16 protein-coding genes and 3 pseudogenes are annotated in these 21473 nt (G+C 70.1%); 7 read left to right on the top strand and 12 right to left on the bottom strand.

The features are described from left to right. Positions 1–46: 46 nt before the first annotated feature. From FNV62_RS07715 to FNV62_RS07755, 9 genes and pseudogenes are all read right to left on the bottom strand, one after another. The gene (locus FNV62_RS07715; RefSeq protein WP_144314912.1) at positions 47–1576 is read right to left on the bottom strand and encodes a DHA2 family efflux MFS transporter permease subunit; all 1530 of its coding nucleotides are present in this window, start codon (positions 1574–1576) and stop codon (positions 47–49) included. A 369-nt stretch (positions 1577–1945) separates the two neighbouring features. Then, the gene (locus FNV62_RS07720) at positions 1946–2341 is read right to left on the bottom strand and encodes a nitroreductase/quinone reductase family protein (protein WP_097283191.1); all 396 of its coding nucleotides are present in this window, start codon (positions 2339–2341) and stop codon (positions 1946–1948) included. 55 nt (positions 2342–2396) lie between these two features. Next, positions 2397–3038: a TetR/AcrR family transcriptional regulator gene (locus tag FNV62_RS07725; protein WP_225900195.1), complete on the bottom strand. Its 642-nt coding sequence runs from the start codon at positions 3036–3038 to the stop codon at positions 2397–2399. Next, positions 3035–5041 carry a CocE/NonD family hydrolase gene (locus FNV62_RS07730; protein WP_144314914.1) on the bottom strand — a complete coding sequence of 669 codons (2007 nt, stop codon included), beginning with the start codon at positions 5039–5041 and terminating at the stop codon, positions 3035–3037. Before FNV62_RS07730 ends, FNV62_RS07725 begins: the two co-directional genes overlap by 4 nt. Continuing rightward, positions 5038–6765, bottom strand: a complete 1728-nt coding sequence (locus FNV62_RS07735) for a dipeptide ABC transporter ATP-binding protein (protein ID WP_143612561.1) — start codon at positions 6763–6765, stop codon at positions 5038–5040. The genes FNV62_RS07730 and FNV62_RS07735 overlap by 4 nt, the downstream gene beginning before the upstream one ends. After that, positions 6765–7658: an ABC transporter permease gene (locus FNV62_RS07740; protein ID WP_143612562.1), complete on the bottom strand. Its 894-nt coding sequence runs from the start codon at positions 7656–7658 to the stop codon at positions 6765–6767. The genes FNV62_RS07735 and FNV62_RS07740 overlap by 1 nt, the downstream gene beginning before the upstream one ends. Then, entirely contained in the window at positions 7655–8611 is a 957-nt protein-coding gene (locus FNV62_RS07745; RefSeq protein ID WP_144314915.1) for an ABC transporter permease, read from the bottom strand. The genes FNV62_RS07740 and FNV62_RS07745 overlap by 4 nt, the downstream gene beginning before the upstream one ends. Positions 8612–8614: 3 nt before the next feature. Continuing rightward, on the bottom strand, positions 8615–10198 hold the full coding sequence (locus FNV62_RS07750) for an ABC transporter substrate-binding protein (protein ID WP_144314917.1): 1584 nt from the start codon (positions 10196–10198) through the stop codon (positions 8615–8617). Positions 10199–10470: 272 nt separating this feature from the next. Continuing rightward, a pseudogene (locus FNV62_RS07755) lies at positions 10471–10701 on the bottom strand (VOC family protein); the annotation flags it as partial. Between the two features lie 52 nt (positions 10702–10753). Here FNV62_RS07755 and FNV62_RS07760 point away from each other — a divergent pair. The 3 genes from FNV62_RS07760 (at position 10754) to FNV62_RS07770 (ending at position 14133) form a co-directional block, all read left to right on the top strand. Then, the gene (locus tag FNV62_RS07760; protein WP_205523136.1) at positions 10754–11308 is read left to right on the top strand and encodes an alpha/beta hydrolase; all 555 of its coding nucleotides are present in this window, start codon (positions 10754–10756) and stop codon (positions 11306–11308) included. A gap of 267 nt (positions 11309–11575) precedes the next feature. Then, the gene (locus tag FNV62_RS07765; protein WP_144314919.1) at positions 11576–12274 is read left to right on the top strand and encodes an MFS transporter; all 699 of its coding nucleotides are present in this window, start codon (positions 11576–11578) and stop codon (positions 12272–12274) included. A 689-nt stretch (positions 12275–12963) separates the two neighbouring features. Continuing rightward, on the top strand, positions 12964–14133 hold the full coding sequence (locus FNV62_RS07770; RefSeq protein WP_097288759.1) for a cytochrome P450 family protein: 1170 nt from the start codon (positions 12964–12966) through the stop codon (positions 14131–14133). Between the two features lie 259 nt (positions 14134–14392). Here FNV62_RS07770 and FNV62_RS07775 read toward each other — a convergent pair. Next, positions 14393–14518: pseudogene (locus FNV62_RS07775) on the bottom strand (PadR family transcriptional regulator); the annotation flags it as partial. Between the two features lie 164 nt (positions 14519–14682). Between FNV62_RS07775 and FNV62_RS07780 the strand changes: the two are divergent. The 4 genes and pseudogenes from FNV62_RS07780 to FNV62_RS07795 form a co-directional block, all read left to right on the top strand. Beyond that, positions 14683–15876, top strand: a complete 1194-nt coding sequence (locus FNV62_RS07780; RefSeq protein ID WP_164404844.1) for a PucR family transcriptional regulator — start codon at positions 14683–14685, stop codon at positions 15874–15876. Between the two features lie 419 nt (positions 15877–16295). Further along, complete coding sequence (locus tag FNV62_RS07785; RefSeq protein WP_143607205.1) at positions 16296–18629, top strand: molybdopterin cofactor-binding domain-containing protein; 2334 nt, start codon at positions 16296–16298, stop codon at positions 18627–18629. Between the two features lie 10 nt (positions 18630–18639). Then, entirely contained in the window at positions 18640–19116 is a 477-nt protein-coding gene (locus tag FNV62_RS07790) for a (2Fe-2S)-binding protein (RefSeq protein WP_097283223.1), read from the top strand. A 371-nt stretch (positions 19117–19487) separates the two neighbouring features. Then, positions 19488–19748, top strand: a pseudogene (locus tag FNV62_RS07795) (XdhC family protein); the annotation flags it as partial. Here FNV62_RS07795 and FNV62_RS07800 read toward each other — a convergent pair. Next, positions 19725–19907, bottom strand: coding sequence for an XdhC family protein (locus FNV62_RS07800; RefSeq protein ID WP_240363130.1), 183 nt, complete (start codon positions 19905–19907; stop codon positions 19725–19727). The pseudogene FNV62_RS07795 and the gene FNV62_RS07800 sit on opposite strands and share 24 nt — an antisense overlap. Before the next feature lie 110 nt (positions 19908–20017). After that, positions 20018–21220 carry a PP2C family protein-serine/threonine phosphatase gene (locus tag FNV62_RS07805; protein WP_263986824.1) on the bottom strand — a complete coding sequence of 401 codons (1203 nt, stop codon included), beginning with the start codon at positions 21218–21220 and terminating at the stop codon, positions 20018–20020. Between the last annotated feature and the right edge of the window lie 253 nt (positions 21221–21473).

Raw genomic sequence — 21473 nt, forward strand, 5'->3', positions numbered from 1 at the left:
GCGGGAGGACCGTGCCCGTCCGTCGTGGTGATGCCGGGGGTGGGCGTCAGCCCATGTGGACCGGGGCCGCGCCTTCGGTGTGCTGCTGCCTGCCCGCGTTGATGGCGACCCCGGTGACGAGCAGACCGGCCACGAACATGGCCGCGGCGGCGACGAAGGCCATCGTGTAGCCGTGGGTCACCGCGTCCCCCGCCTTCGCGACCAGGGCGAAGTCGTTGGTGGCCAGGCCCCGGTAGAGGGAGCCGGCCGCCTGGGGCATCTTGTCGTCGGCCGCGGAGGTGGAGATCGTCGACAGGATGGCGAGGCCGAGCGCGCCGCCGATCTGCTGGGCGGTGTTGAGCAGTGCGGAGGCGACGCCGGTGTCCTGGTGGGAGACGCCACTGACCGCGCCGAGTGTCATCGGGACGAAGCTCATGCCCAGGCCCAGGGCGGTCACGAACATCGCCGGCATCAGATGCGCGGTGTAGGAGGAGTCCGGCTCCAGGGTGGCGAACCAGAGCATGCCCACGGCCGCGACCAGCAGGCCGGGGCCGGCGATCAGGCGCGGCGCGAGGTGCGTGACCAGCTTGGAGCTGATGCCCGCGGCCATCGCCATGCCGAAGCTGAACGGCAGGTAGGCGAAGCCGGTCCTGACGGGGCTGTAGCCGAGGATCAGCTGCATGTAGAGGGTCAGGAAGTAGAACGTGGCGAACATGCCCGCGCCGATGAACAGCATGGTGGCGTAACTGCCCGACCGGGTGCGGTCCTTGAAGAGGCGCAGCGGCATCATCGGGTCGATGGTGCGGGCCTGGAGGTACAGGAAGGCGGTCAGGAGTACGGCCGCGGCGGCGAAGGAGACGAGGGTGACGCCGTCGGTCCAGCCGTGCTCGCCGCCCCGGGTGATGCCGTAGACCAGGGCGATCAGGCCGCCCGTGCCGGTGATCGCGCCGGGGACGTCGAGGCGGCCGGGGTGGCGCCGCGCCTCGACCAGGGTGCGGGTGCCCGCCAGGACGGCCAGACCGATGGGGATGTTGACGAAGAACACCCAGCGCCAGTCCAGGAGGTCGGTGAGCGTGCCGCCGAGCAGCAGGCCGACGGTGGCGCCGACGCCGCCCATCGCCGCGTACACGCCCATCGCGGTGTTGCGGGACTTTCCGGCCGGGAACGTCGTGGTGATGAGTGCCAGGGCGCTGGGGGCGGCGAGTGCGGCACCGACGCCCTGCAGGACGCGTGCGCCGATCAACAGGCTCTCGTTCGGGGCCAGTCCGCCCAGCAGGGAGGCGAGGGTGAACACGGCTGTGCCGACCTGGAACATCTTCCGCCGGCCGAAGAGGTCACCCGCCTTCCCGCCGAGCAGGAGCAGGCCGCCGAAGGCCAGCGCGTAGGAGTTGACGATCCAGGCGAGGTTCGCGTCGGAGACGCCCAGGTCGGTCTGGATGGCGGGCAGGGCGATATTCGTGATCGTGGCGTCCAGGACGACCATCAACTGGGCCGCGGCGATCACGAACAGAGCCAGGCGGAGATGTCGGCCTCCGGACGAGGAGCCGGATGTGTCCGGCCCCGCGGGGGCAACAGCGGTCACGCTCTCAGCAGACATGAATCAAGTACTCCAGGGAGTGCGCAGGAAACAGTGCTCCCCGACCACGCCACAGACATGAAATGCCGGTGTCGCGATCGGGGAAAAGAAAGAGTGAACGGAGTCTGATGAAACGGAACACTCGCTGTGCAATCCGAGGCCAGGGTGCCGAAACGGCACGCGATCCGGACTCGGGACGAGGCTCAACCGTAGCATTCTTTCAGCACCACTCGGGGCGCGTTCGATCCCTTTGAAATTCGTCGATATCGCACTTGACGAACCGCCCCGGAGTGTGGGCACGGAAAAGGCGCACAAGCGCGTGCCCACACTTTTACGGAAAAGGCAAATGCGAATTCAACGTACGGTGCGCAATTCCCGATGCGCCGGGGATCAGTCCGTGAGATCGACGCGCACGGTCGTCAGACCGGCGCCCATCGCCCGCACCGCGGCGCTGTTGAACCGCGGCAGGGTCCTCAGTCGCGCGCGGGCGTCGTCCTCGGGCATCACATGGGCGGTCCCGGTGTACCAGCGGCCCCGGACGCGGACCCGGACCCGCGGATCCGCCTGGATGTTGCGCACGTACTGCGAACGCGCGCCGTACTCGCTGACGAACCAGAACTCCCGCCCCACCAGCCGTCCGCCGACCGGGGTCCGGCGCGGCAGCCCCGACTTGCGTCCCGTGGTCTCCAGCAGGGTCTGGATCGGCAGGCGCTTCAGGAGCGGATTGCCGATCCACCGCTGGAACGAGGTGACGACGCGGTATTTCCGTTCGGGGTTGCGGGACATACGAGGGTCCTCCTGTTCGGTGCCGGGCACCATTGTGCGGGGCCCGGCGACCGTCTCACGACCGCCGTCGGAGTTCCGTTTCGATCAGGCGGTTGAGGTGGCGACGCGCGTCCTCGGTGCTCAGCGGAGGTGCCTGCCGCAGCCGTTGCAGGGCGAGGCCGTCGGCGAGGGCGGCGAAGCGCACCGTGAAGCCGTCCAGGTCGTCGGAGCTGAACTCCCCTTCGGCGACGCCTCGTTCGGCCAGTTCGCGGATCTGGGTGTGCCAGGCCTCGTAGCGCTCGGCCTGGCCGCGGGCGAAGGCCTGGTCCGGGTCCTGGTCGCCCGCGTTCCAGTAGTCGAACCACATCCGCCAGTGCCGGTCGGTGTCCTCGGTGAACAGCGCGTCGACGAGCAGCCGCAGCGCCTCGGCCGCGCCGGCCGCCTGCGCGGCGGCCTCGCTGAGCGCCGCGTAGTACCGCTCGATGTGCAGCACCATCGCCTCGGAGAGGATCTCCTGCACGCTCCCGAAGTGGTACGTGACCGTGCCGACGGACACCCCGGCCGCGGCGGCGACGTCACGCACCCCCACCGACGCGTAGCCGCGCTCGGCGATCAGCGGCACGGCGGCCTCCACGATGAGGCGGCGTCGCACCTCGGTGGGCTGGCGGGTGCGGTCGGCGGCGGCGACGGCACGACGAGGGGTCCTGGCGGCCTTCATACCGACGTCCTCGGGGTGGTGTGGTGCCATGCGCGCTTGGCCACTGTCTCTCCGTTCGCCCGTGCCTCGATGCGGCTGTCCATGATGAAGTCCGCGGCCGTGGCGCGCAGCTCGGTCCGCGTCACGATCTCCGCGTCCCCATCCTCCCCGCGCGTCAGCCGGATCGTCCATTCGGAGACCGCGGACGCGGAGAGCGGATCGTCGCGGCGGATGCGGTAGGTCTCCCGGGCGCTCTCCTCGTAGCGCAGTCCGTCGGGATACGTCCGCGATCCCCCGTAGTTGGGGTCGACCTCCAGGGTCCACTCCCCCGTGGCCACGTCGTGTGTGACCAGCCGCTCGGGCCGCGGTGCGGCGGGCTGGTCGTAGGTCACCGGGAGCGGGGGTGCCTGCTCGGGTTCCTCGAAGCGGATCGGCGGCTCCTCCCCCGGCTCCCGCACGGGAAGCAGCAGCGAGCTGCGCGCGGGTACGACGCTCAGTTCGCCGCGTTCGCCGTGCGGCCACACCCACGGCCAGTACGCGTCGGAGACCGCGACGCGGACACGGTGGCCGGGCGGGAAGGCGTACCCGATGCCGCTGAGTTCGAACTCGACGTCCTCGTACGTCCCCGGCGTCCACTCCACGGCCCGGTCGCGCCCGTGCCGGGAGAGCAGGTTCAGCACACCCCGGGTGACGAGGGTGGACGAGCCGTCGGGGGCGACGTCGCAGAGGCGGGCGACGACGTTGGCGCGCGGGGTCGCGCTGTCGAGGCGGAGCCGGACGCGCGGGCGGCCGAGGATCTCGACGCGCTCCGTGAGCGGCGCCGAGTCGAAGCAGACCGAACGGCCGTCCTCCTCGCGCTGGTCGGGCGGCAGGTCGCTCGCGTTGCCGAAGGGGAAGAAGCGGCCCGCGTCGAGGCCGGTGTGCTGGGGCGAGCGTACGAGGACGGGAGCCTCGCCCGCCCCGAGGGTCCGTTCGTCCCAGGTGACCGACGGGGAGGGCCAGTTCGTGTCACCGACCCAGCGCCCCGGCATGACGTCGTACGACGTGGCGGGCGGGACCGGGTCGTTGATCCAGGCGCGGAGCAGCGGCTCCCGCATGATGCCCGTGTCGATGCCCTTCAGGTGCTGGTCCCACCAGCGCAGGGTCTCCTGGAGGAAGCCGATCGCGGGGCCCGGGGGCAGCCCGCGGTCCGGGTACTGGTGCGACCAGGGGCCGATCAGCCCCCGTACGCGGTCGCCCGGCAGATGCTCCACCAGCCGCAGCACGGTGTCGCGGTAGGGGTCGTGCCAGCCGCCGACCGCGAGGACGGCCGCGTCGATGGCGTCGTAGTCCTCGCAGACGCTGCCGTGCCGCCAGTAGTCGTCGCGCCGCTGGTGGGCGAGCCAGGTGTGCAGGAAGGGTTCGAGGGCTTCCAGGCGCTCGCGCCACATGGGCAGCAGGCGGTCGTGGCCGACGCTCGCCGGGTCCGGCGGGCGGGAGGCGAACGCGAGCATGGTGCCGGCCCAGGCGAGCATGTCGATGCCGAGCAGGGCGCCGCCCGTGTAGTGCACGTCGTTGTCGTAGCGGTCGTCCGTCGAGCAGACGGTGACGATCGCCTTCAGCGGTTCGGGGGCGAGGGCCGCGATCTGGAGGGAGTTGAAGCCGCCCCACGAGATGCCGAACATGCCGACCTTGCCGGTGCACCAGGGCTGCGCGGCCAGCCAGTTGACGACGTCGACGCCGTCGGCGAGTTCCTGCGCGTCGTACTCGTCGCCGGGCGTTCCCTCGCTGTCGCCGTGGCCGCGGATGTCGACGCGGACGGAGGCGTAGCCGTGCCCGGCGTACCAGGGGTGGCGCTGGGCGTCCCGGGGCGCGGTCCAGTCGCTCTTGCGGTACGGGAGGTATTCGAGGAGCGCGGGGACGGGATCGGTGTCCGCGTCGACCGGACGCCAGACGCGGGCGTGCAGGCGGGTGTTCCCGTCCCGGGTGGGGATCCAGACGTCCTCGCGGACGACCTGGCGCTCGAACTGCTCGCGGTACTTCACGAAACTCCCTCGGTGATGAGCCGGTCTGCCGGGCGCCAGCGGCGTACCCGGTGTCCCGGGCCGTGGTCCGTCCACAGGTCGTCGGGTTCGGCGGCGTCGCTCCAGTCGACGGCGCCGTCGACGAAGGGTGCCGCGTCCGGGTCGGGTTCGAGGGCGGCCGCCATCAGCCGGCGGGTGTACGGGTGTCCGGGCGAGGCGAACACCGCGTCCGTGGGCCCTTCCTCGACCACGACCCCGTGCCGCAGCACCACGACCCGGTCCGCGATGCCCCGGACGACCGCGAGGTCGTGGCTGATGAACAGACAGGCCAGTTCGCGTTCCCGGCGCAGGTCGTCCAGGAGGCGCAGCACGTCGGCCTGGACGGAGACGTCGAGGGCGGTGGTGATCTCGTCGGCGATCAGGACGTCCGGCTCGCCCGCCAGTGCCCGCGCGATGCCGATGCGCTGGCGCTGGCCGCCGGAGAGCTGGGCGGGCAGCCGGTCGGCGAGGGCCGGGTCGAGCCGTACGTCGGAGATGAGCCGCCGGGCACGGTCCGCCGCCTGTGTCCGTGTCGCGGCCGTGCCGAAGAAGCGCAGCGGACGGCGGACCGCGTCGCCCACCGAGCGGCGCGGGTTCAGGGAGGTGTCCGCGTTCTGGAAGACCAGCTGTACCCGGCGACGCAGGGCGAGCGGCCGCTTCTGCGCGGAGCGCGCGAGGTCGCCGGACTCGTGGGTCATCGTGCCGCCGGACGGGGTGCGCAGGCCGGCCAGCGTCCAGGCCAGCGTCGACTTGCCGCTTCCCGACTCCCCGACGAGCGCGAGGACCTCGCCGCGCCGGACGTCGAAGGACACTCCGTGCACCGCGCGCGAGGACCCGTAGTCGATGGTGAGGTCGCGCGCCGAGACCGCCACCGGAGCGGTGTCCGGCACGGGTACCTTGGGCCGCACCTCCCGCTCGCCCGCCGCGCCGACGAGCGCGAGACCGGCGTCGTCGAGCCGAGGCACGCTCGCCAGCAGGCGTCTGGTGTACGGGTCCTGGGGCATCGCGAAGAGCTGCCGGGTGGGCGCGGACTCCACGACGCGACCGGAGCGCAGCACGGTCACCTCGTCGGCCATGTGCGCGACGACCCCGAGGTCGTGGCTCACCAGCACGGCGGCGAGGCCCAGTTCGTCGCGCAGGGCGCCGATGAGGTCGAGGACGCCGCGTTGGGTGACGACGTCGAGCCCGGTCGTCGGTTCGTCGAGGACGAGGACCTTGGGGCGGGCCGCGACGGCCATGGCGATGGCGACGCGCTGCTGCTGGCCGCCGGAGAGCTCGTGCGGGTAGCGGCGGGCGAGTTCGGCGGGGCGGGGCAGCCGGACCTGTTCGAGCAGGTCGACGACGGGAACGTCACCGCCGGCCTCGGCGATCTGCCGGCCGATGCGCATGGAGGGCGTGAGCGCGTGGCCGGCGTTCTGCGCGACCATGGCGACCGTGTTCCCGCGCAGCCGCCTCAACTCCCGTGCGGACAGGGAGAAGACGTCCGAGCCGTCGACGTGGACGGAACCGGCGGTGATCCGGGAGCCGTGCCGCAGATGTCCGAGGAGAGTGGCGGCGACGGTGGACTTGCCGCTGCCGGACTCGCCGACGAGGGCGAGCGTCCGTCCTTCGGCCACCTCCCACGACACCTCGTGCACGACGGGCACGTCACGGCCGCCCGAACGGTAGGCCACGGACAACGAGTTCACGGACACGATCGAGGCCATCAGGAGCCCTCCCTGATCCGGTCGACGCCCCACGCCTTGGACAGGCCGTCGGCGGCGAGGTTGAGCCCGACCACGAGCGTGGCCAGGGCGATGATCGGCGCGAGGCTCGCCATCGGGACGACGGTGATGGCGGTGCGGTTCTCGGCGACCATCAGCCCCCAGTCGGGGGTGGGCGGATCGGCGCCGAAGCCGAGGAAGGAGAGGGAGCTGACGAGCAGCACGACCCATGACGCCCGCATCGCGAACTCCACGCACACGACGTCCGTGATGTTCGGCAGGACTTCGCGCCGCAGGATCGACCAGGTGCCCTCGCCCCGGGCCCGGGCCGCGGTGACGTAGTCGGCGGGCACCACGGCGAGTGCCGCGCCCCGTACGACCCGTACGACCTGGGGCACGTACACCACCGCGATCGCGAGGACGATGACCGCCGGGCCGGTGCCCAGCGCCGTGACGACGACGAGCAGGGCGAGGATCGACGACACGGCGAGGACCGCGTCGAGGACCCGGCCCAGGACGTCGTCGAACCAGCCGCCGCGCAGGGCCGCCGCGCAGCCCACGACCGTGCCGAGGGCGACGGTCACCAGGGTCGCGGCGACGGACACGCCGAGCGCGTAACGGCCGCCGTACAGCACCCGGGCGAGGACGTCGCGCCCGTACTGGTCCGTGCCCGCCCAGTGGTCCCAGCCGGGACCGGACAGGGCGTGCGCGGAGTCGTTGGCGATGGGGTCGTAGGAGGTCAGGAGCGGCGCGAGCACGGCGATCAGTACGTGGACGGCGACGATCGCGAGGCCGATCACGGCGGCGCGCGAGGAGCGTACGGTGCGCCAGGCGCGGGCGGCGCGCGCCGGAGCGGTCGCGGGCGGGGCCGACGGGGCGGTGTCGAGGGTGGTCATCGGGTCCTCCCGCGCGTACGGAGCTTGGGGTTGAGGGCCATGGCGCCGAGGTCGGCAGCGAGGTTGCAGACGACGTAGACGACGGCGCTGATGAGGGCGATGGCCTGGATGACGGGCAGGTCGCGGTTCTGCACGGAGGAGAGCATCAGCTTGCCGATGCCCGGGTAGTTGAAGACGTTCTCGACGACGGCGACCCCGCCGGCCAGCCAGGCCACGTTCAGCGCGATGACGTGCAGGGTCGGCAGCATGGCGCCGGGCAGGGCGTGCCGGGTGACGACCCGCCAGGTCGACAGGCCCTTGAGGCGGGCGGTGGTGACGTACTCGCTCGCCATGACGTCGATGACCGAGGTCCGGGCCATCCGCACGATGTACGCGGCCATCACCACGGCCAGGGCGAGGGCGGGCAGCCAGACGGCGGGCAGGAGTTGGCCGACGCTCGCGTCGGGACCGTAGAGCACGACCGCGGGGAACCACGGCAGTGCGACGGAGAAGCAGAGCACCAGCACGGTGGCGACCACGAACTCGGGGACGCTCATGCCGACGAGGCTGACGGTCGAGATGAGGTGGTCGGGCCAGCGGTCGCGGTAGAGGCCCGCGAGGATGCCGAGCACGATCGAACCGGTGACGGCGAACAGGACGGTGATCAGGGCGATCAGCGCGGAGTTGCCGAGGTACATGGAGACCTCGCCGCCGACCGCCTTCCCGGAGACCAGGGAGGTGCCGAAGTCGCCGTGCAGGGCGCCGCGCACCCAGTCGGTGTACCGCTCCCAGGCGGGCCGGTCGAGGCTCAGTTTCTCGCGCAGGGCGGCGACGGCGTCCGGGGTGGCGTCCTTGCCGAGGACCTGGGTGGCGACGTCGCCGGGCAGCGCCTGGACGGCGAGGAAGACGAGGACCGAGGAGAGGAAGAGGGTGCCGAGGGCGGCGGCCACCCTGCGGGCCATGAAGGAGATCACTGCTCAGGCTCCCTTCAGGCCGATGCCGAGGTAGTCGAACTCGAAGCCGTGCTCGGCGTATCCGCGCACCTTCCGTGACAGGCCCACGAGCCGGTCGGCGAACATCGGGGTCATCGCCCCGCCCTTCTCGACGACGAAGGTCTGCGCCTCGCCGTACAGTTCGCGCCGCCGGTTGTCGTCCGTCTCCCGCCGCGCCCGGTCGAGCAGGGCGTCGAAGTCCTTGTCGGACCAGGCGGTCTCGTTGTACGAGGAGCCGCCGCGGAAGACCTGCGTGAAGAGCTGGTCGACGGGTCTGCCGGTGTACCAGTAGGTGGCCATGAGCGGCTTCTTCATCCAGATCTGGGTGTAGTACGAGTCCGCCGCGGCCGTCTTGACCTTGATCCGGATGCCCGCGCGTCTGGCCGAGTCCTGGTAGGCGAGCGCCATCGGCGTGAAGATCGGGTCGTAGGAGGAGGTGTAGAGGTCCGTCGTGAAGCCCTCGTGTCCGGCCTGCTTCAGCAGGTACCTGGCCTTCTCCGGGTCGTGCGCGGGGTGCGCGGCGATGTGCGCGGGGTCGCCGGGCGGCACGGGGTTGTCCCAGCCGGCGGTGCCCGCGCCCTGGAGCGCGACCTTCACCACGTGCTCGGGGTCGTAGGCGAGCTTCATCGCCTGCCGCACCCGTACGTCCGTGAAGGGCTTCTCCGTGGTGAGCATCGGGAGCACGTACCACTGGGCGTTCTTCACGCGGGCGACGGTGGCACGGCTGGAGGCGGCGACGACCCGGGCGGTCGCGAAGTCCAGATTGGTCTGGGAGAGCAGGTCGACCTGCCCTGCGAGCAGCGCGTTCGAGCGGGCGGACATGTCGGCGACGGAGTAGAAGGCGATCGCGTCGAGGACGGGGCGGCCCTGCCAGTGGTCCGTGTACGCGGTGACACGGCCGGGCCCCGCGGGGGCGAAGGACTCCAGCTTGAAGGGGCCCGTGCCGATGCCGGTCCGCCCGATGGAACGGGCGCTGCCGTCGGGCACGACGTAGCAGTTGTAGTGCGTGAGCAGGCTCGGGAACTCCGCGTTGGGGGTCTTCAGCGGCACGACGAGGGTGTGCTCGTCGGGTGTGCGGAGCGTCTTGGGGTCGATCAGCGGGGCGAGGACGGCGGCCTGGGGCGAGGCGGTCGCCTTGTCGAGGATGTGGCGCAGGGTGTAGGCGGCGTCCGCGGCGGTGAGCCTTCGGCCGTCGTGGAAGGTGACGCCCCCGCGGATGCGGAAGGTCCAGGTGCGGGCCTGGGCGTCGGGCTCCCAGGACTCGGCGAGGTCGGGGACGAGGTCGCCGTTCGCGTCGACGCGGACGAGGCGGTTGTAGAGGGCGCCGAGGTATTCGTACGCGGAAAGGGCGCTGGCCGGATCCAGCGTCTCGGCCTCGGAGGCGGGCGGCCGGGCGATGCGGAGGGTGCCGCCGCGGTCGGGGGCGCCCTTCTTCGCCGCCGCGGGCAGCACGGGTGCGGCCGCGGCACCCGTACAGCCGGTGAGCAGCCAGGACGCACCGAGTGCCGCGGCGCTGGCGGCTCCCGCGGCGAGGACCGATCGCCGTCCCGGGTGGTGGATGTCGGACATGGACCGACCGTCCTTCTCGCTATTCGTTCAGCGGAACGATTGAGTGAAGTGCGTGAACGATAACGAGGAGATGGTTCCGCGCCAACCCTTGGAACGCGGAAATTAACCTCGGAAACCCACTCGTTACGGGGTGGGTGAGGATGTCGAACCCACGGACTCGGCCGATCGGGGGCGGTGGACGAGACCACCTCGGCACCGCACAGCGGTCGGCCCGCCGCTCCTCGCCCGGGGGGGGAGGAGCAGCGGGCCGACCGCGTGGTGCCGTGGGTGCGTTACTCGCCCGCGTACGCCTTCTCCAGGGCCGCGATGTCCAGCTTGGACATCTTGTACATCGCCTGGGCCGTCCTGGCCGCCTTCTCGGTGTCCGGGTCGCTGATCAGGTCGATGAGCCTGCTCGGCACGACCTGCCAGGACAGGCCGTACTTGTCCTTGACCCAACCGCAGGGCCCCGCCTCGCCGCCGTCCTCGACGAACTTGTTCCAGTAGTGGTCCACCTCCTCCTGGGGGTCGTGCTTCAACAAGCTCATCCCCACGCTCCAGGCTGAACGGCACGAGGTGTTCGCCTCACAGCACGGCCTCGACTCGCTCGAAAGCGACGTCGCGTGCGTCAACTTCACGCTCAACCACGTCCCCGGCCCGATCGTGCTAGTCGGTCACTCCCACGGTGGGACCCTGATCACCAAAGCGGGCACCCACGACCGCGTCGGCGCTCTGGTGTACATCGCCGCGCTCGCCCCGGACGAGGACGAGACGTCGCAGGAACAGCAGGACAAATTCCCCCGCACACCCATCTTCGAGCACGTGGACGTCGCTGACGGCCGCGTGTGGCTCAAGCCCTCGGGCGTCCCGCACTTCTGCGGCGACCTCCCCGAAGCGGAGCAGAAGCTCGTCCTGGCGACGGGCGCTGTGCCAGTGGCGGACCTGTTCAATCAGCAGGTTCCCGGCACCGCCTGGCGGACGAAGCCAAGCTGGTTCATCGTCGCCACAACCACCACACCGTGCACCCCGACCTGGAGCGGTCCGCCGCCGAGCGCATGGGCGCCAATATCCATCCCGTGGACAGCAGCCACGTTCCCAGGCTCTCGCATCCTGACTTCGTCCTCAATGTGATCCGTGAGGCCGCGAAGTCCGTCGACGCATAGGCCACGCCGACAACGACCGCCGCAGCACCGCACGCAACGAGGCGGCCCCGGTCCGACCGGGCAACCTCCTTGCGACGACATCACGCTTTCAAGCTCAGTAGCTGACCAAGATGTCAGGAAGGCCGGTGACGGCACTGTCGGCCTGGCGTCCCGACCTGCTCATCGACCACACCCCCGCGCACTTCACGCCCTTCGCCTACGGCACACCGCCCGCGACGTCGGTGGACGGCCTGGCATGAAATCCAGCGCAGACTCGAGTCTTTGGCGCCACCGCGACTTCCGCCTCCACTGGGCAGGTGAGGCCAGCGACGTCCTGGGCTCATCGCCCAGTTCAGTGGCGATCTCCCTGGTCGCGGTCGTGAGCCTTCACGCCACGACGTGGGAAGCCGCCGTCCTCGCGGCCGTGCACAAGACCCCGCCCCTGCTGTTCTCGCTGCCCGCCGGCGCCTGGTGCGACCGCGTCCGCAAACGTCCCCTGATGATGGCGACGAGTCTGATCAGCGCGGCGGCGACGGCGTCCATCCCGCCGGCGGCCTCCTACGACAGGCTGACCCTGATGCAGCTGTGGGTGGCCGCCTTCGTGGTCGGCTCCTGCCACGTGGTGGGCATGGCTGCAAGCCTGTCCTACATTCCACGCCTTCTGCCACCGCATCGGCTTCTGGAGGCCGACGCCAAACTGGCCAGCGCCAACACGCTGGCCGACATCGGCGGCCCGGCCCTCGCCGGAGCGCTCATCGGCCTGATCGGCGCCGCCCGCGCAGTCGCCGCGGACGCGGTCTCCTACCTGGTCACCGCCTGGTGCACCCTGCGCATTCGCAGCCCCGAGACCGCTCCCAGTCCGCGCACCGCAAGACCCGGCCTGCGCAGCGAAATCCGGGCCGGCCGGGGTGTGCTGCTGGGCCGACGCTCTGTCGTAGGCCACTTCGTGTCGTGAAGGAGCAGGGGTGACCGTAGACGCTCGTTCTGCCGCCCCGGGGGCGGAGTGAATGCCGCAGCGCGGATGCGAGTGGACACCGCGGATGACCGGAACGGCAGAAGGGCGGTCCGGGGAGCACAACTGCCGTGCAACAGACCGGTGTCGTGAGTGGCGGCTGGAAGGATTGCCGTCTTGGCGGATGAGAACTTCGACCGGCGTTCTTTCCTGGTGCGGTGGAGCGAGGAGTGGGCGGACTCATGCAACGCCGACACCTCGCGCGGCGAGCAGGACGACGAGGCCCGGTGAGCACTGCTGCGCGCCTGGTAGAGCCAGACGAGACTCCGGCCCCCCGGTTGGCGGCTCTCTTCGTCTTCGATGGCCCCGAGGACCTCAGTGAGGGCGTCGACGACTACTTGTACGGGGAATCCGCCTGACCTGCACGGACGGGGTTTCCAGCACGCGCAAGCATGCAAGCATGGGAACTCTCCATGCTGCGAGGGGATTGCAACCTTCATCCCCCACGCCACCGTGATCTTCAGGCTCATGGCGGTTTCCGTGCTCGCCTTTTTCGTCCGCGTCGTTCCGGTTTTCCCCACCCCGTTCGGCTGGATGTGTCCTTCGCCGAAGCGGCGCCCACTGCTAGCGTCGGGCGAACTGGGAGACGGGGGCAGGCGGTGGCGGCAGCCGAGGCGATCGATCTGGTGGCGATGGGCGAGGACTTCGTCCGCGATCCGTATCCGGTTTACGCGGCGCTGCGCGAGCGCGGACCCGTGCACAAGGTGCGGATTCCGGAGGGTACGGAGGCCTGGCTTGTCGTCGGGTACGAGGCCGGCCGAGCGGCGCTCGTAGATCCGCGGTTGTCCAAGCAGTGGAAGAACGCGTCGCCCACCTTTCCAATCCCCAGTCCATCTGCGGGCCCGCACATGCTCAACTCCGACCCGCCGGACCATGAGCGGCTGCGCAAGCTGGTCGTCCGTGAGTTCACTCCGCGCCGGATCGAACAGTTCGCGCCACGCGTGCGGCAGATCACCGACGAGTTGATCGACGCGATGGTGGCGCTTCCGGACGGGCGGGCCGAACTGGTCGAGGCACTCTCGTTCCCGCTGCCAATCTCGGTGATTTGCGAGCTGCTCGGCGTGCCGATGCTGGACCGGGCCGCGTTCCGCGCCTGGACCGGCACGATCCTCACTGACCCCGACCCGGGGGCGCGGCTGGCGGCGACGGGTGAGGTGGCGACGTATCTCGCCGAGTTGCTGGAGCGTAAGCGCCTGGCCCCGGGCCAGGACCTGATGAGCGCCCTGATTCGCACCACCGACGAGGAGGGCGACCGGCTGTCTGCGGACGAACTGCGCGGTACCGCTTGGCTGCTGCTGGTCGCGGGGCATGAGACCACGGTCAATCTGATCTCCAACGGCGTGTTGGCCCTGCTGACCCATGCCGACCAAGTCGCTGCACTGCGCGAGGACATGACGCTCATGGACAACGCGGTGGAGGAGATGCTGCGCTACGACGGGCCGGTGGAGACGCCGACGTTCAGGTTCACCACCGAGCCGGTCGAGATCGGCAATACGGTCATCCCCGGCGGTGGTGAGCTGGTCCTCGTGGCCCTGGCGGACGCAAACCACGACCCGGCACGCTTCCCCGACCCCGGTCGCTTCGACGTCCGGCGGCCCGCCAATGGTCATGTCGCCTTCGGCCACGGCATCCACTACTGCCTCGGCGCGCCGCTCGCCCGCATGGAGGCTCGGATCGCGATCCGTGCTCTGCTGGAGCGCTGCCCCGACCTCGCCCTCGACGCCCACCCGGCCGCCCTGACCTGGCGCCACGGCATGCTCATCCGCGGCCCGCGTCAGCTGCCGGTCCGGTGGAAGTCCTGACCTCACGCTTGCCGAATACCTCATCCGTGCTGGTCAGGCTCCATGCGTGTACGCGTAGAGGATGCCGCCGCATTGCGTGCGTCTACGTTGCCCTTGCCGAATACCTCATCCATGCAGGTGCAAGCGGGTTTCGGGTGTGCTGGCCATTGTCGCTGCAGTCCGCACTCGCGCGCGGTTGGCGGTGTGCCCGGCATGGTGATCGGTCGTGCTGCTGAGACTGGCCACAATCCACCACCCACCTCCGGGTGGCGCGCGGCGGGTGTACGGATTCGGAACTGTGCGCCTGCCGGTGCCGCTCGACCTCGCGGATCAGCACCGCCGGGTCGTCGAAGGCCGCGCCACGGATCTTCACGGCGAGGTCGTGCCGGAGGCTCTCGGGTTCGAGCGCCATATCGCGATCCTTCTGTGCAACTCGTTGCGCAGACAGGCGGCAGCGCTCGTTGGAGAAAGGACTCACCCGGGACGGCGGGGCAACTGGTCGGGCGGTAGCCGGGCCTCATGCCGAACGCTTTGGGCCCGCACACGATCGCGGGCGTCTATCATCCGCGCATGACCATGCCGCTGGGCACCGACCCGTGCATGACTGATCTGCTCGACCGGCTCCTGGTCTCGGTGGACTCACTGACCGACGAACTGACCGCCGAGATCCTCAACGGCGAGCGCTCGTACGCCGAGGGCATGCTGCTGAGCCACGAGCAGTTGCGCGCCCCCGTGCACGACAACCTGTGCACGCTGCTGGCAGCCTTGAAAAACGGGGGTGTGCCCACCAGCATGGACGCCCCGCGGGCGGCGGGCCGGCTCAAGGCCGAACAAGGCATCCCGCTGGCCGCTCTGCTGCATGCCTTCCGCCTTGGCGGGCGGTTCATCTGGGACCGGCTGCTGGCGATGGCCCTCGGCAAGGACAGCGCAGCCTGGCTGCTGCACAGGGCCTCGGACATCTGGTTGATCATCGACGAGTGCTCCAGCGCCGCTGCCGAGGCCTACCGCGTCGCGGTGGAGGAACAGGCATGCCGCGATGCCGCCGCACGGCGCGTCATGCTCACCACGCTGCTCGACGGCACCGCGGGGAACAGCTCCAGGGCCTGGGAGGCCATGCGGGTCCTGCGGCTGGACCGCAAAGGACCGTTCCTGGTGGTGTGCGGCGAGATCAACGACGGCGTCGGCCCTCTGCCGACGGTCGAGGGACAGCTGCGGGCGATCGACATCGACGGCGAGTGGATCCACCGGGCAGGCAGCCTGCTCGGCCTCCTCGCTCTGCCGAACGAGCAGCTGGTCGTCGCGGTGGAGGAACGCCTCGACGGCATCGCACTCTCCCGCGTGGGCATCAGCCGGCCCTTCGCCTCGCTCATGGACGCGCCGAATGCTCGACGGGAGGCCCAACTGGCGGCCCAGTGCCTGCCACCCGGGACCCCCGGCACGCACGTCTACGGGAGCTCGCCGATAGCCCTGCTCGCGGCGGCCTCACCCGACGCCGCTTCCGAGGTGGCCCGTACGGTCTTCGGGCCGCTGCTCACCCTGCCGACGACGGAACGAGCCGTCCTGCTCGACACCTTGGGCGTCTGGTTCGCCACCGGCGGCTCGACCACACTGGCCGCCGAGCACCTGCACTGCCACCGCAACACCGTCCTGTACCGGCTGGGCAGGATCACCGAACTGACCGGCCGGCGAACCAGCGACGCGGACTCCTGCGCGGAGCTCTACGTTGCCCTGCAGGCCGTGCGACTGGGCACTATCTCGGAATGAGGCCTCGGCCGGCCTGGACACCGGTACGCGCGGACGCGCTCCGGCGATCCCGCCGAAGGCCGGCGCGGCGCGTCTTCCGGTGGTCAGGGGAACTGGCGGACTGAGGTTCCCGACGCCGGCAGGCCTCTGACTGTCTCTTTTCGCAGTCCCCTTTCACTGTCCTTTTTCACTGTCTCCTCATTTCACTCTCTCCTCGTGCGAATACCTGCTTTCCGTTGTGCTCGCGCACAATCTGCTGCCCCGCTTCGCTGGTGCTCGGCCCAAAGACCAGGACTTTATGCGGTTCTAGGCTCTGGTCCGCTCGCCTATGGGGAGCCGACAACTGGTTGTGCCCAGTGCTCCCTGCCGCGCTGGTCCCGAGAACGCGCCTGTCTGCCGATCCCGGGAGCGAACGACTGGGAACAAGAAAGGAATGGCCGATGACCGACGTCCCTGCCAGGAGTGGCCGCACCTCTGGACGTGGTGAGCGCGCGCGGGTCGGCCGCCGCGCGTTCATCGGCTATGTGCTGGGTGGAGCCACGCTTGCCGTGGCCGCCGACCTCGGGCTGGGCACACCTGCCTACGCCGCGGTGCCCTCAGCGCCCCAGATCCCGGAGTTGTACGACCTCGAGGATCTGCAGACCGACGCCGCGCTCCCCACGTCCGCGCTGATCAAGATCGTGATCAACGAGGACGGCACCGCGTCGTTCGAGCTTCCGCGGATGGAGGTCGGCCAGGGAATCACCACCTCGACAGCGATGATCATCGCCGAGGAGCTCGACCTGCCGGTCGACAAGGTGCACGTGGCCTTGGCACCGGCCCGCCCCGAGTTGATGTTCAACCAGCTCACCGGCGGATCGAACACCACGGTCTCGACCTTCACACCGGTACGAGTCGCCGCGGCGATCGCCAGGAAGGCGCTGCTGGAAGCCGCGGCGATCGAGCTCGGCTCGGCAGTGGCGCTGCTGAAGTCCAAGGAAGGGGCGATCTTCGCGCCTGACGGGTCATCAATGACCTACGGCTCTCTGGCCACCAAGGCCGCCAGCCGCACCGTCAAGGCGGTGGAGGTCGAACTCAAGGCCACTTCGAGCTTCTCGGTGATCGGCAAGCCCTACCGGCGGGAGGACGCCCGACTTGCGGTCACCGGGCGGAAGCAGTTCACGCTGGACCTTCACGTGCCGGACGCGCTGCCGACCATGGTCTGCCGCCCACCCACTCTGAACGGCTCGCCGAAGTCGGTACACAACCGAGCCACGGTGCTTGCCATGCCGGGCATAACGGATGTGGCGATGGTCGATACGGGAGTCGCTGTTCGCGCGGAGACATTCGGGCAGTGCATCGACGCGGTGCGTGCCCTCGACGTGGAGTGGAACCCGGGCCCGGTCGCGGGCGAGTCCGACGAGACGATCCTGGCCCGGCTGAGGAAGGCCGAGCTGCCGCTGGCGGTCCCGAAGGTCCCGCTGCTGGCGGGCACGGTGGAGGCGGACTTCACCTTCATGTTCCGCAGCAGCGCCGCGCTCGAGCCGAACTGTGCGATCGCCGACGTCCGGTCGGACCGCGCGACGGTGTGGGCGGGACTGAAGGTGCCGATCGTGGCACAGGGTGACATCGCCAAGGCAGTCGGCCTGCCGCAGAACGCGGTCACCGTCAACGTCGTCACCGGCGGAGGGTCGTTCGGACACAAACTCTTCGCTGACCCCGCCATCGAGGCCGCCAAGATCTCCAAGGCGATGGGCAAGCCGGTCAAGCTGATGTGGCATCGCGCCGACGAGCCTCGGCAAGGGCGGGTGCACCCCATGGTGACCTCGCGGATCCGGGCCACGTACCTGGCCGGGCAAGTGCTGACCTTCGAACAGCGGCAGACCAGTGTGGTCACCGACTTCAGTCACGGACTCGGCGAGATGATCACGGCGACGGCCGACAGGCTGCCAACCGGGCTCGGCGCGCTGGGGTTCTCCGAGACCATCTTCACGCTGACCCAGGAACTCCCCTATAACTTCGGCGTCGTCACCCAGCTGCTCAACGAGACCGACGCGCGCTTCAACACCGGGAGCATGCGCAACATCTACTCGCCCGATGTGGCGTGTGCCAATGAACTGGTGGTCGATCAGCTCGCCCGGAAGATGGGCAGGGATCCGCTGGCGTTCCGGCTTGCGTTCCTCAAGAACGACCGGGTCAAAGCGGTGCTCCAGAAGGTCGCTGACGTGGGCGAGTGGGGCAGGACGATGCCCGCCGGGACGGCGCAGGGCATCGCGATCCACAGCGAGTACAAGGGCGCGACCGCGGTGCTCGTCGAGATCGACTGTCGGCCCGAGACCGTGAACCGCAAGGTCTACAACGCGGTCACCGGGCCGCGGGTGACCAAGGCCGTGATCGCGGTGGACGCCGGACTGGTGATCAACCCCCAGGGCCTGGAGGCCCAGATGCTGGGTGGTGTCTCGGACGGGATCGCGCTCGCCCTCACCAGCAGCCTGCACCTGCGCGACGGGCACTTCCTCGAAGCCAGCTGGGACAACTACTTCTACACCCGGCAGTGGAACGTCCCCTTTGACTTCGAGTGCATCGTGATGCCCTCCGACTCCGAGCAACCCGGTGGTGCCGGCGAAGCCGGGGTGGCCGCGTCCGTGGCCGCGGTCGCGGGCGCCTACGCCCGTGCGACCGGCACGATGCCCACCCGGTTCCCGATCAACCACGACACGGTGTCCTTCGAGGTCAAGCCCTTCATCCCACCCATTCCCGAGTCTCCGTCCGACGGCCTGAGCCACACCTACTGAGGAGCGCACCATGAGCACGCACACCTTCATCCTCAACGGCAAGCGCGTCACCGTCGACGTCGATGACAACCTTCGACTGCTGTGGGTCCTGCGTGACGTACTGGACGTCACCGGACCGAAGTACGGCTGTGGCATCAATGTCTGCAAGGCCTGCACGTCCCACTTCAACGGCAAGGCCTTCAATCCTTGCGCGGTGGAGGTCAAGGACGTGGGGCCGGACGACGAGATCACCACGATCGAAGGCCTGCCCGACACGGTCGGCAAGGACCTGCACCCCATGCAGGAGGCCTGGCTGGAGTACGACGTGGCGCAGTGCGGCTACTGCCAACCCGGGCAGATCATGGCGGCGGTGGCCAAGGTCAGGCAGGCACAGGCCGCCGGTCATGAGATCAGCGAATCCGACCTCGACGAGATCCGCAACATCTGCCGCTGCGGGACCTACCACCGCATCCGGGAAGCGATCAAGGCGGGCGCTGCGCACATGTGACCTGCCCCCGCCCGAGTGCGGCCCGCCCAGGGCGTAACGCGCACCTGCGTCAGCTCTCGCGGGGGGGCTCTCGTGGGCGGGCCTGCACAGGGTGGCCACCATCAAGGGCCTCCCGCCACGGCCGGCAGGGCCCTGCGCCCGGCGCGGGAAGCATGCCTGGTACGCGGCGTCGCACAGTGCGGCGGCCAGACCGGACGTGTCATGGCCGCCGTCGCCGAGGTCAGGCAACTCCGGCGGCCACGCGATCGGCGACTTGGGCCTCGCCGAGGTCCGGAACGTCTGCCGCTGTGGCTCCTTCCACCGTATCCGCGAAGCCATCGCGGTGAACGCGCGGAAAACCCCGGCCGCCGCCGAACACGGAAAGGAGCATCGTGCTGGACATCGCTGACCAGTTGTCGCGCTGGTGTAAGCAGGGGCGGACCTTCGCTGTCGCGACCGTGGTCGCGGTCCACGGCAGCGCTCCCAGGCAACCGGGCGCGGCGCTGGCCGTCGACGTCGACGGCGCCGTCATCGGGAGCGTGTCGGGAGGATGCGTGGAGGCGGCCGTCTACGACCTGTGCCGTGAAGCACTGGCGTCCGCCGCCTGCACGATCCAGCACTTCGGTTACTCAGACGAGGACGCCTTCGCGGTGCTCACCGCACCGGCTGCCTCGGGCACCGATCTCGATCGTGCCCGTGCGCCCTGTCTCCAGGACCACAGTGGCCTCGACACGCGCCGTCGCCTCCAGGGCCGTATCGCCGAAGCCGCCCGCGTAAGAGCCGTCTGCCCGTACGAACAGCGACCCACCCATCAGGTCGGACGGCCCGCGGACGACCCTGGCCACTGCCACGGCATCTGCCGCAGCTGCGGTGGCGGCGAAGCTCCGGCAGACGGCCGTCACGATCTCCGGCACCGTCCCGCTCAGGGCGGTCGGGTCATTGCGTCCAGGCGGACGACGACCATGGCGATGTCGTCGCTTGCGCCGCTGGTGAGGTCCAGGCCGGCCAGGAGGGCGTCGGCGAGGTGTTCCGCGCCGAACCCGGTGCAGGTGGCGAGCGTGTCGGTCAGGCGGGTCAGGCCGGTGTAGATGTCCTCACCGCGGCGTTCGATCAGGCCGTCGGTGTAGAGGATGAGGGTGTCGCCCGGGGTGTAGGTGGTAGTGGCCTGGGGGCGGGGAACGTGTTCGGGGCGGCCACCCAACGGTGGGTCGGTGGCCTGGTCGAGCAGCTCGCACGTGCCGTTAGGGTGCAGCAGGACGGGCGGGGGGTGGCCAGCGCTGCTGTAGATGAGTAGATGGCTGTGGCAGTCGACGAGGACCTGGACGGCGGTGGCGGCCAGTGCTCCCTCGACCGAGCGGGCGTACAGCCCCAGGACCTCCAGTGCTTGGGCGGGGCCGTGGACGGTGCGGGTGGCGGCGCTCAGCGCGCTGCGGAGCCTGCCCATGACGGTGGCTGCCATTAGCCCGTGGCCGACCACGTCGCCGACCGCGACGGCGAAGCGGCCTGCGGGCAGGTCGACCGCGTCGTACCAGTCGCCGCACACGTTCAGTGATCCGGTCGCAGGCAGGTAGCGCACGGCGACGTCAGGGTGCCGGGCCAGGTCAGGAGTGTGGAGCATGGTTTCCTGCAGGGCGACGGCGATGCGCCGTTCACGGGCGTGCGCCTGCCGCAGTTCCTCGTTCAGCCGCTGCAGCTGCCGTGCCCGGGCGTACAGCTCGGCTTCCATGGCCGCTTCCCGGCCGGGGCTGACCGACGGCAGCTGCGCCGTGCGGCGGGCGCGGACGACGTCGGTCATGTCCTCGGACCGGTGGAGGATCCAGGCGACCTTGCCGTCCGGGCCGAGGACGGGCACGTTGATCGCGGTCCACCACCGCTCCTTGAACACCTCGGGGTTGCCGGCGACCGGGATGTCGTACCTCTGCAGCGCCATGTGATCGGTCTGGCCGGAGGACAGGACACGGTGTAGTGAGGCTTTCAGCGTCTCCATCCCGTCGGCCTCCGGGTCGGCGGGGTTGTCCGGGAAGACATCGAAGAGATACTGCCCGACCAGCTCGCCGCGGCTGCGTCCGGTCACCTCGCACAAGGCCGGGTTGGCAGCGGCGATCACCAGGTCCGTGCCCAGCATCAGGCACGGGCTCGGAAGGACGGCGAACACCGCCGTGTAGTCGATCTCTGGTGCCGTCACACGTGTGTCCCTGCGAGTTGCTCCCTCTTCAATCTACGAACTGCGCTGCCCATGCGCCCGCCGAGCACCATGGGCAGCGGGGGTCGCGACTGCATCCCTTCACCCGGCATGCGCCCTGGCCGGGGCCCCTCTCACTGCGTGGTGTCCCGGCCCGGTGATCTCGGCGCCGCCGGGAGGACCGCCGGCCGCCCCG

The sequence above is a fragment of the Streptomyces sp. RLB3-17 genome (assembly GCF_007113425.2).
Taxonomy (GTDB): Bacteria; Actinomycetota; Actinomycetes; order Streptomycetales; family Streptomycetaceae; genus Streptomyces; species Streptomyces mirabilis_D.

What these genes read in the sequence shown, in the direction of transcription:
- FNV62_RS07765 (WP_144314919.1), top strand. Translation starts at nt 11,576, where the DNA reads ATGAAATCCAGCGCAGACTCGAGTCTTTGGCGCCACCGCGACTTCCGC.
- FNV62_RS07725 (WP_225900195.1), bottom strand. Translation starts at nt 3,038, where the DNA reads ATGAAGGCCGCCAGGACCCCTCGTCGTGCCGTCGCCGCCGCCGACCGC.
- FNV62_RS07770 (WP_097288759.1), top strand. Translation starts at nt 12,964, where the DNA reads ATGGGCGAGGACTTCGTCCGCGATCCGTATCCGGTTTACGCGGCGCTG.
- FNV62_RS07780 (WP_164404844.1), top strand. Translation starts at nt 14,683, where the DNA reads ATGACCATGCCGCTGGGCACCGACCCGTGCATGACTGATCTGCTCGAC.
- FNV62_RS07715 (WP_144314912.1), bottom strand. Translation starts at nt 1,576, where the DNA reads ATGTCTGCTGAGAGCGTGACCGCTGTTGCCCCCGCGGGGCCGGACACA.
- FNV62_RS07720 (WP_097283191.1), bottom strand. Translation starts at nt 2,341, where the DNA reads ATGTCCCGCAACCCCGAACGGAAATACCGCGTCGTCACCTCGTTCCAG.
- FNV62_RS07785 (WP_143607205.1), top strand. Translation starts at nt 16,296, where the DNA reads ATGACCGACGTCCCTGCCAGGAGTGGCCGCACCTCTGGACGTGGTGAG.
- FNV62_RS07735 (WP_143612561.1), bottom strand. Translation starts at nt 6,765, where the DNA reads ATGGCCTCGATCGTGTCCGTGAACTCGTTGTCCGTGGCCTACCGTTCG.
- FNV62_RS07805 (WP_263986824.1), bottom strand. Translation starts at nt 21,220, where the DNA reads ATGCTGGGCACGGACCTGGTGATCGCCGCTGCCAACCCGGCCTTGTGC.
- FNV62_RS07740 (WP_143612562.1), bottom strand. Translation starts at nt 7,658, where the DNA reads ATGACCACCCTCGACACCGCCCCGTCGGCCCCGCCCGCGACCGCTCCG.
- FNV62_RS07790 (WP_097283223.1), top strand. Translation starts at nt 18,640, where the DNA reads ATGAGCACGCACACCTTCATCCTCAACGGCAAGCGCGTCACCGTCGAC.
- FNV62_RS07800 (WP_240363130.1), bottom strand. Translation starts at nt 19,907, where the DNA reads ATGGGTGGGTCGCTGTTCGTACGGGCAGACGGCTCTTACGCGGGCGGC.
- FNV62_RS07750 (WP_144314917.1), bottom strand. Translation starts at nt 10,198, where the DNA reads ATGTCCGACATCCACCACCCGGGACGGCGATCGGTCCTCGCCGCGGGA.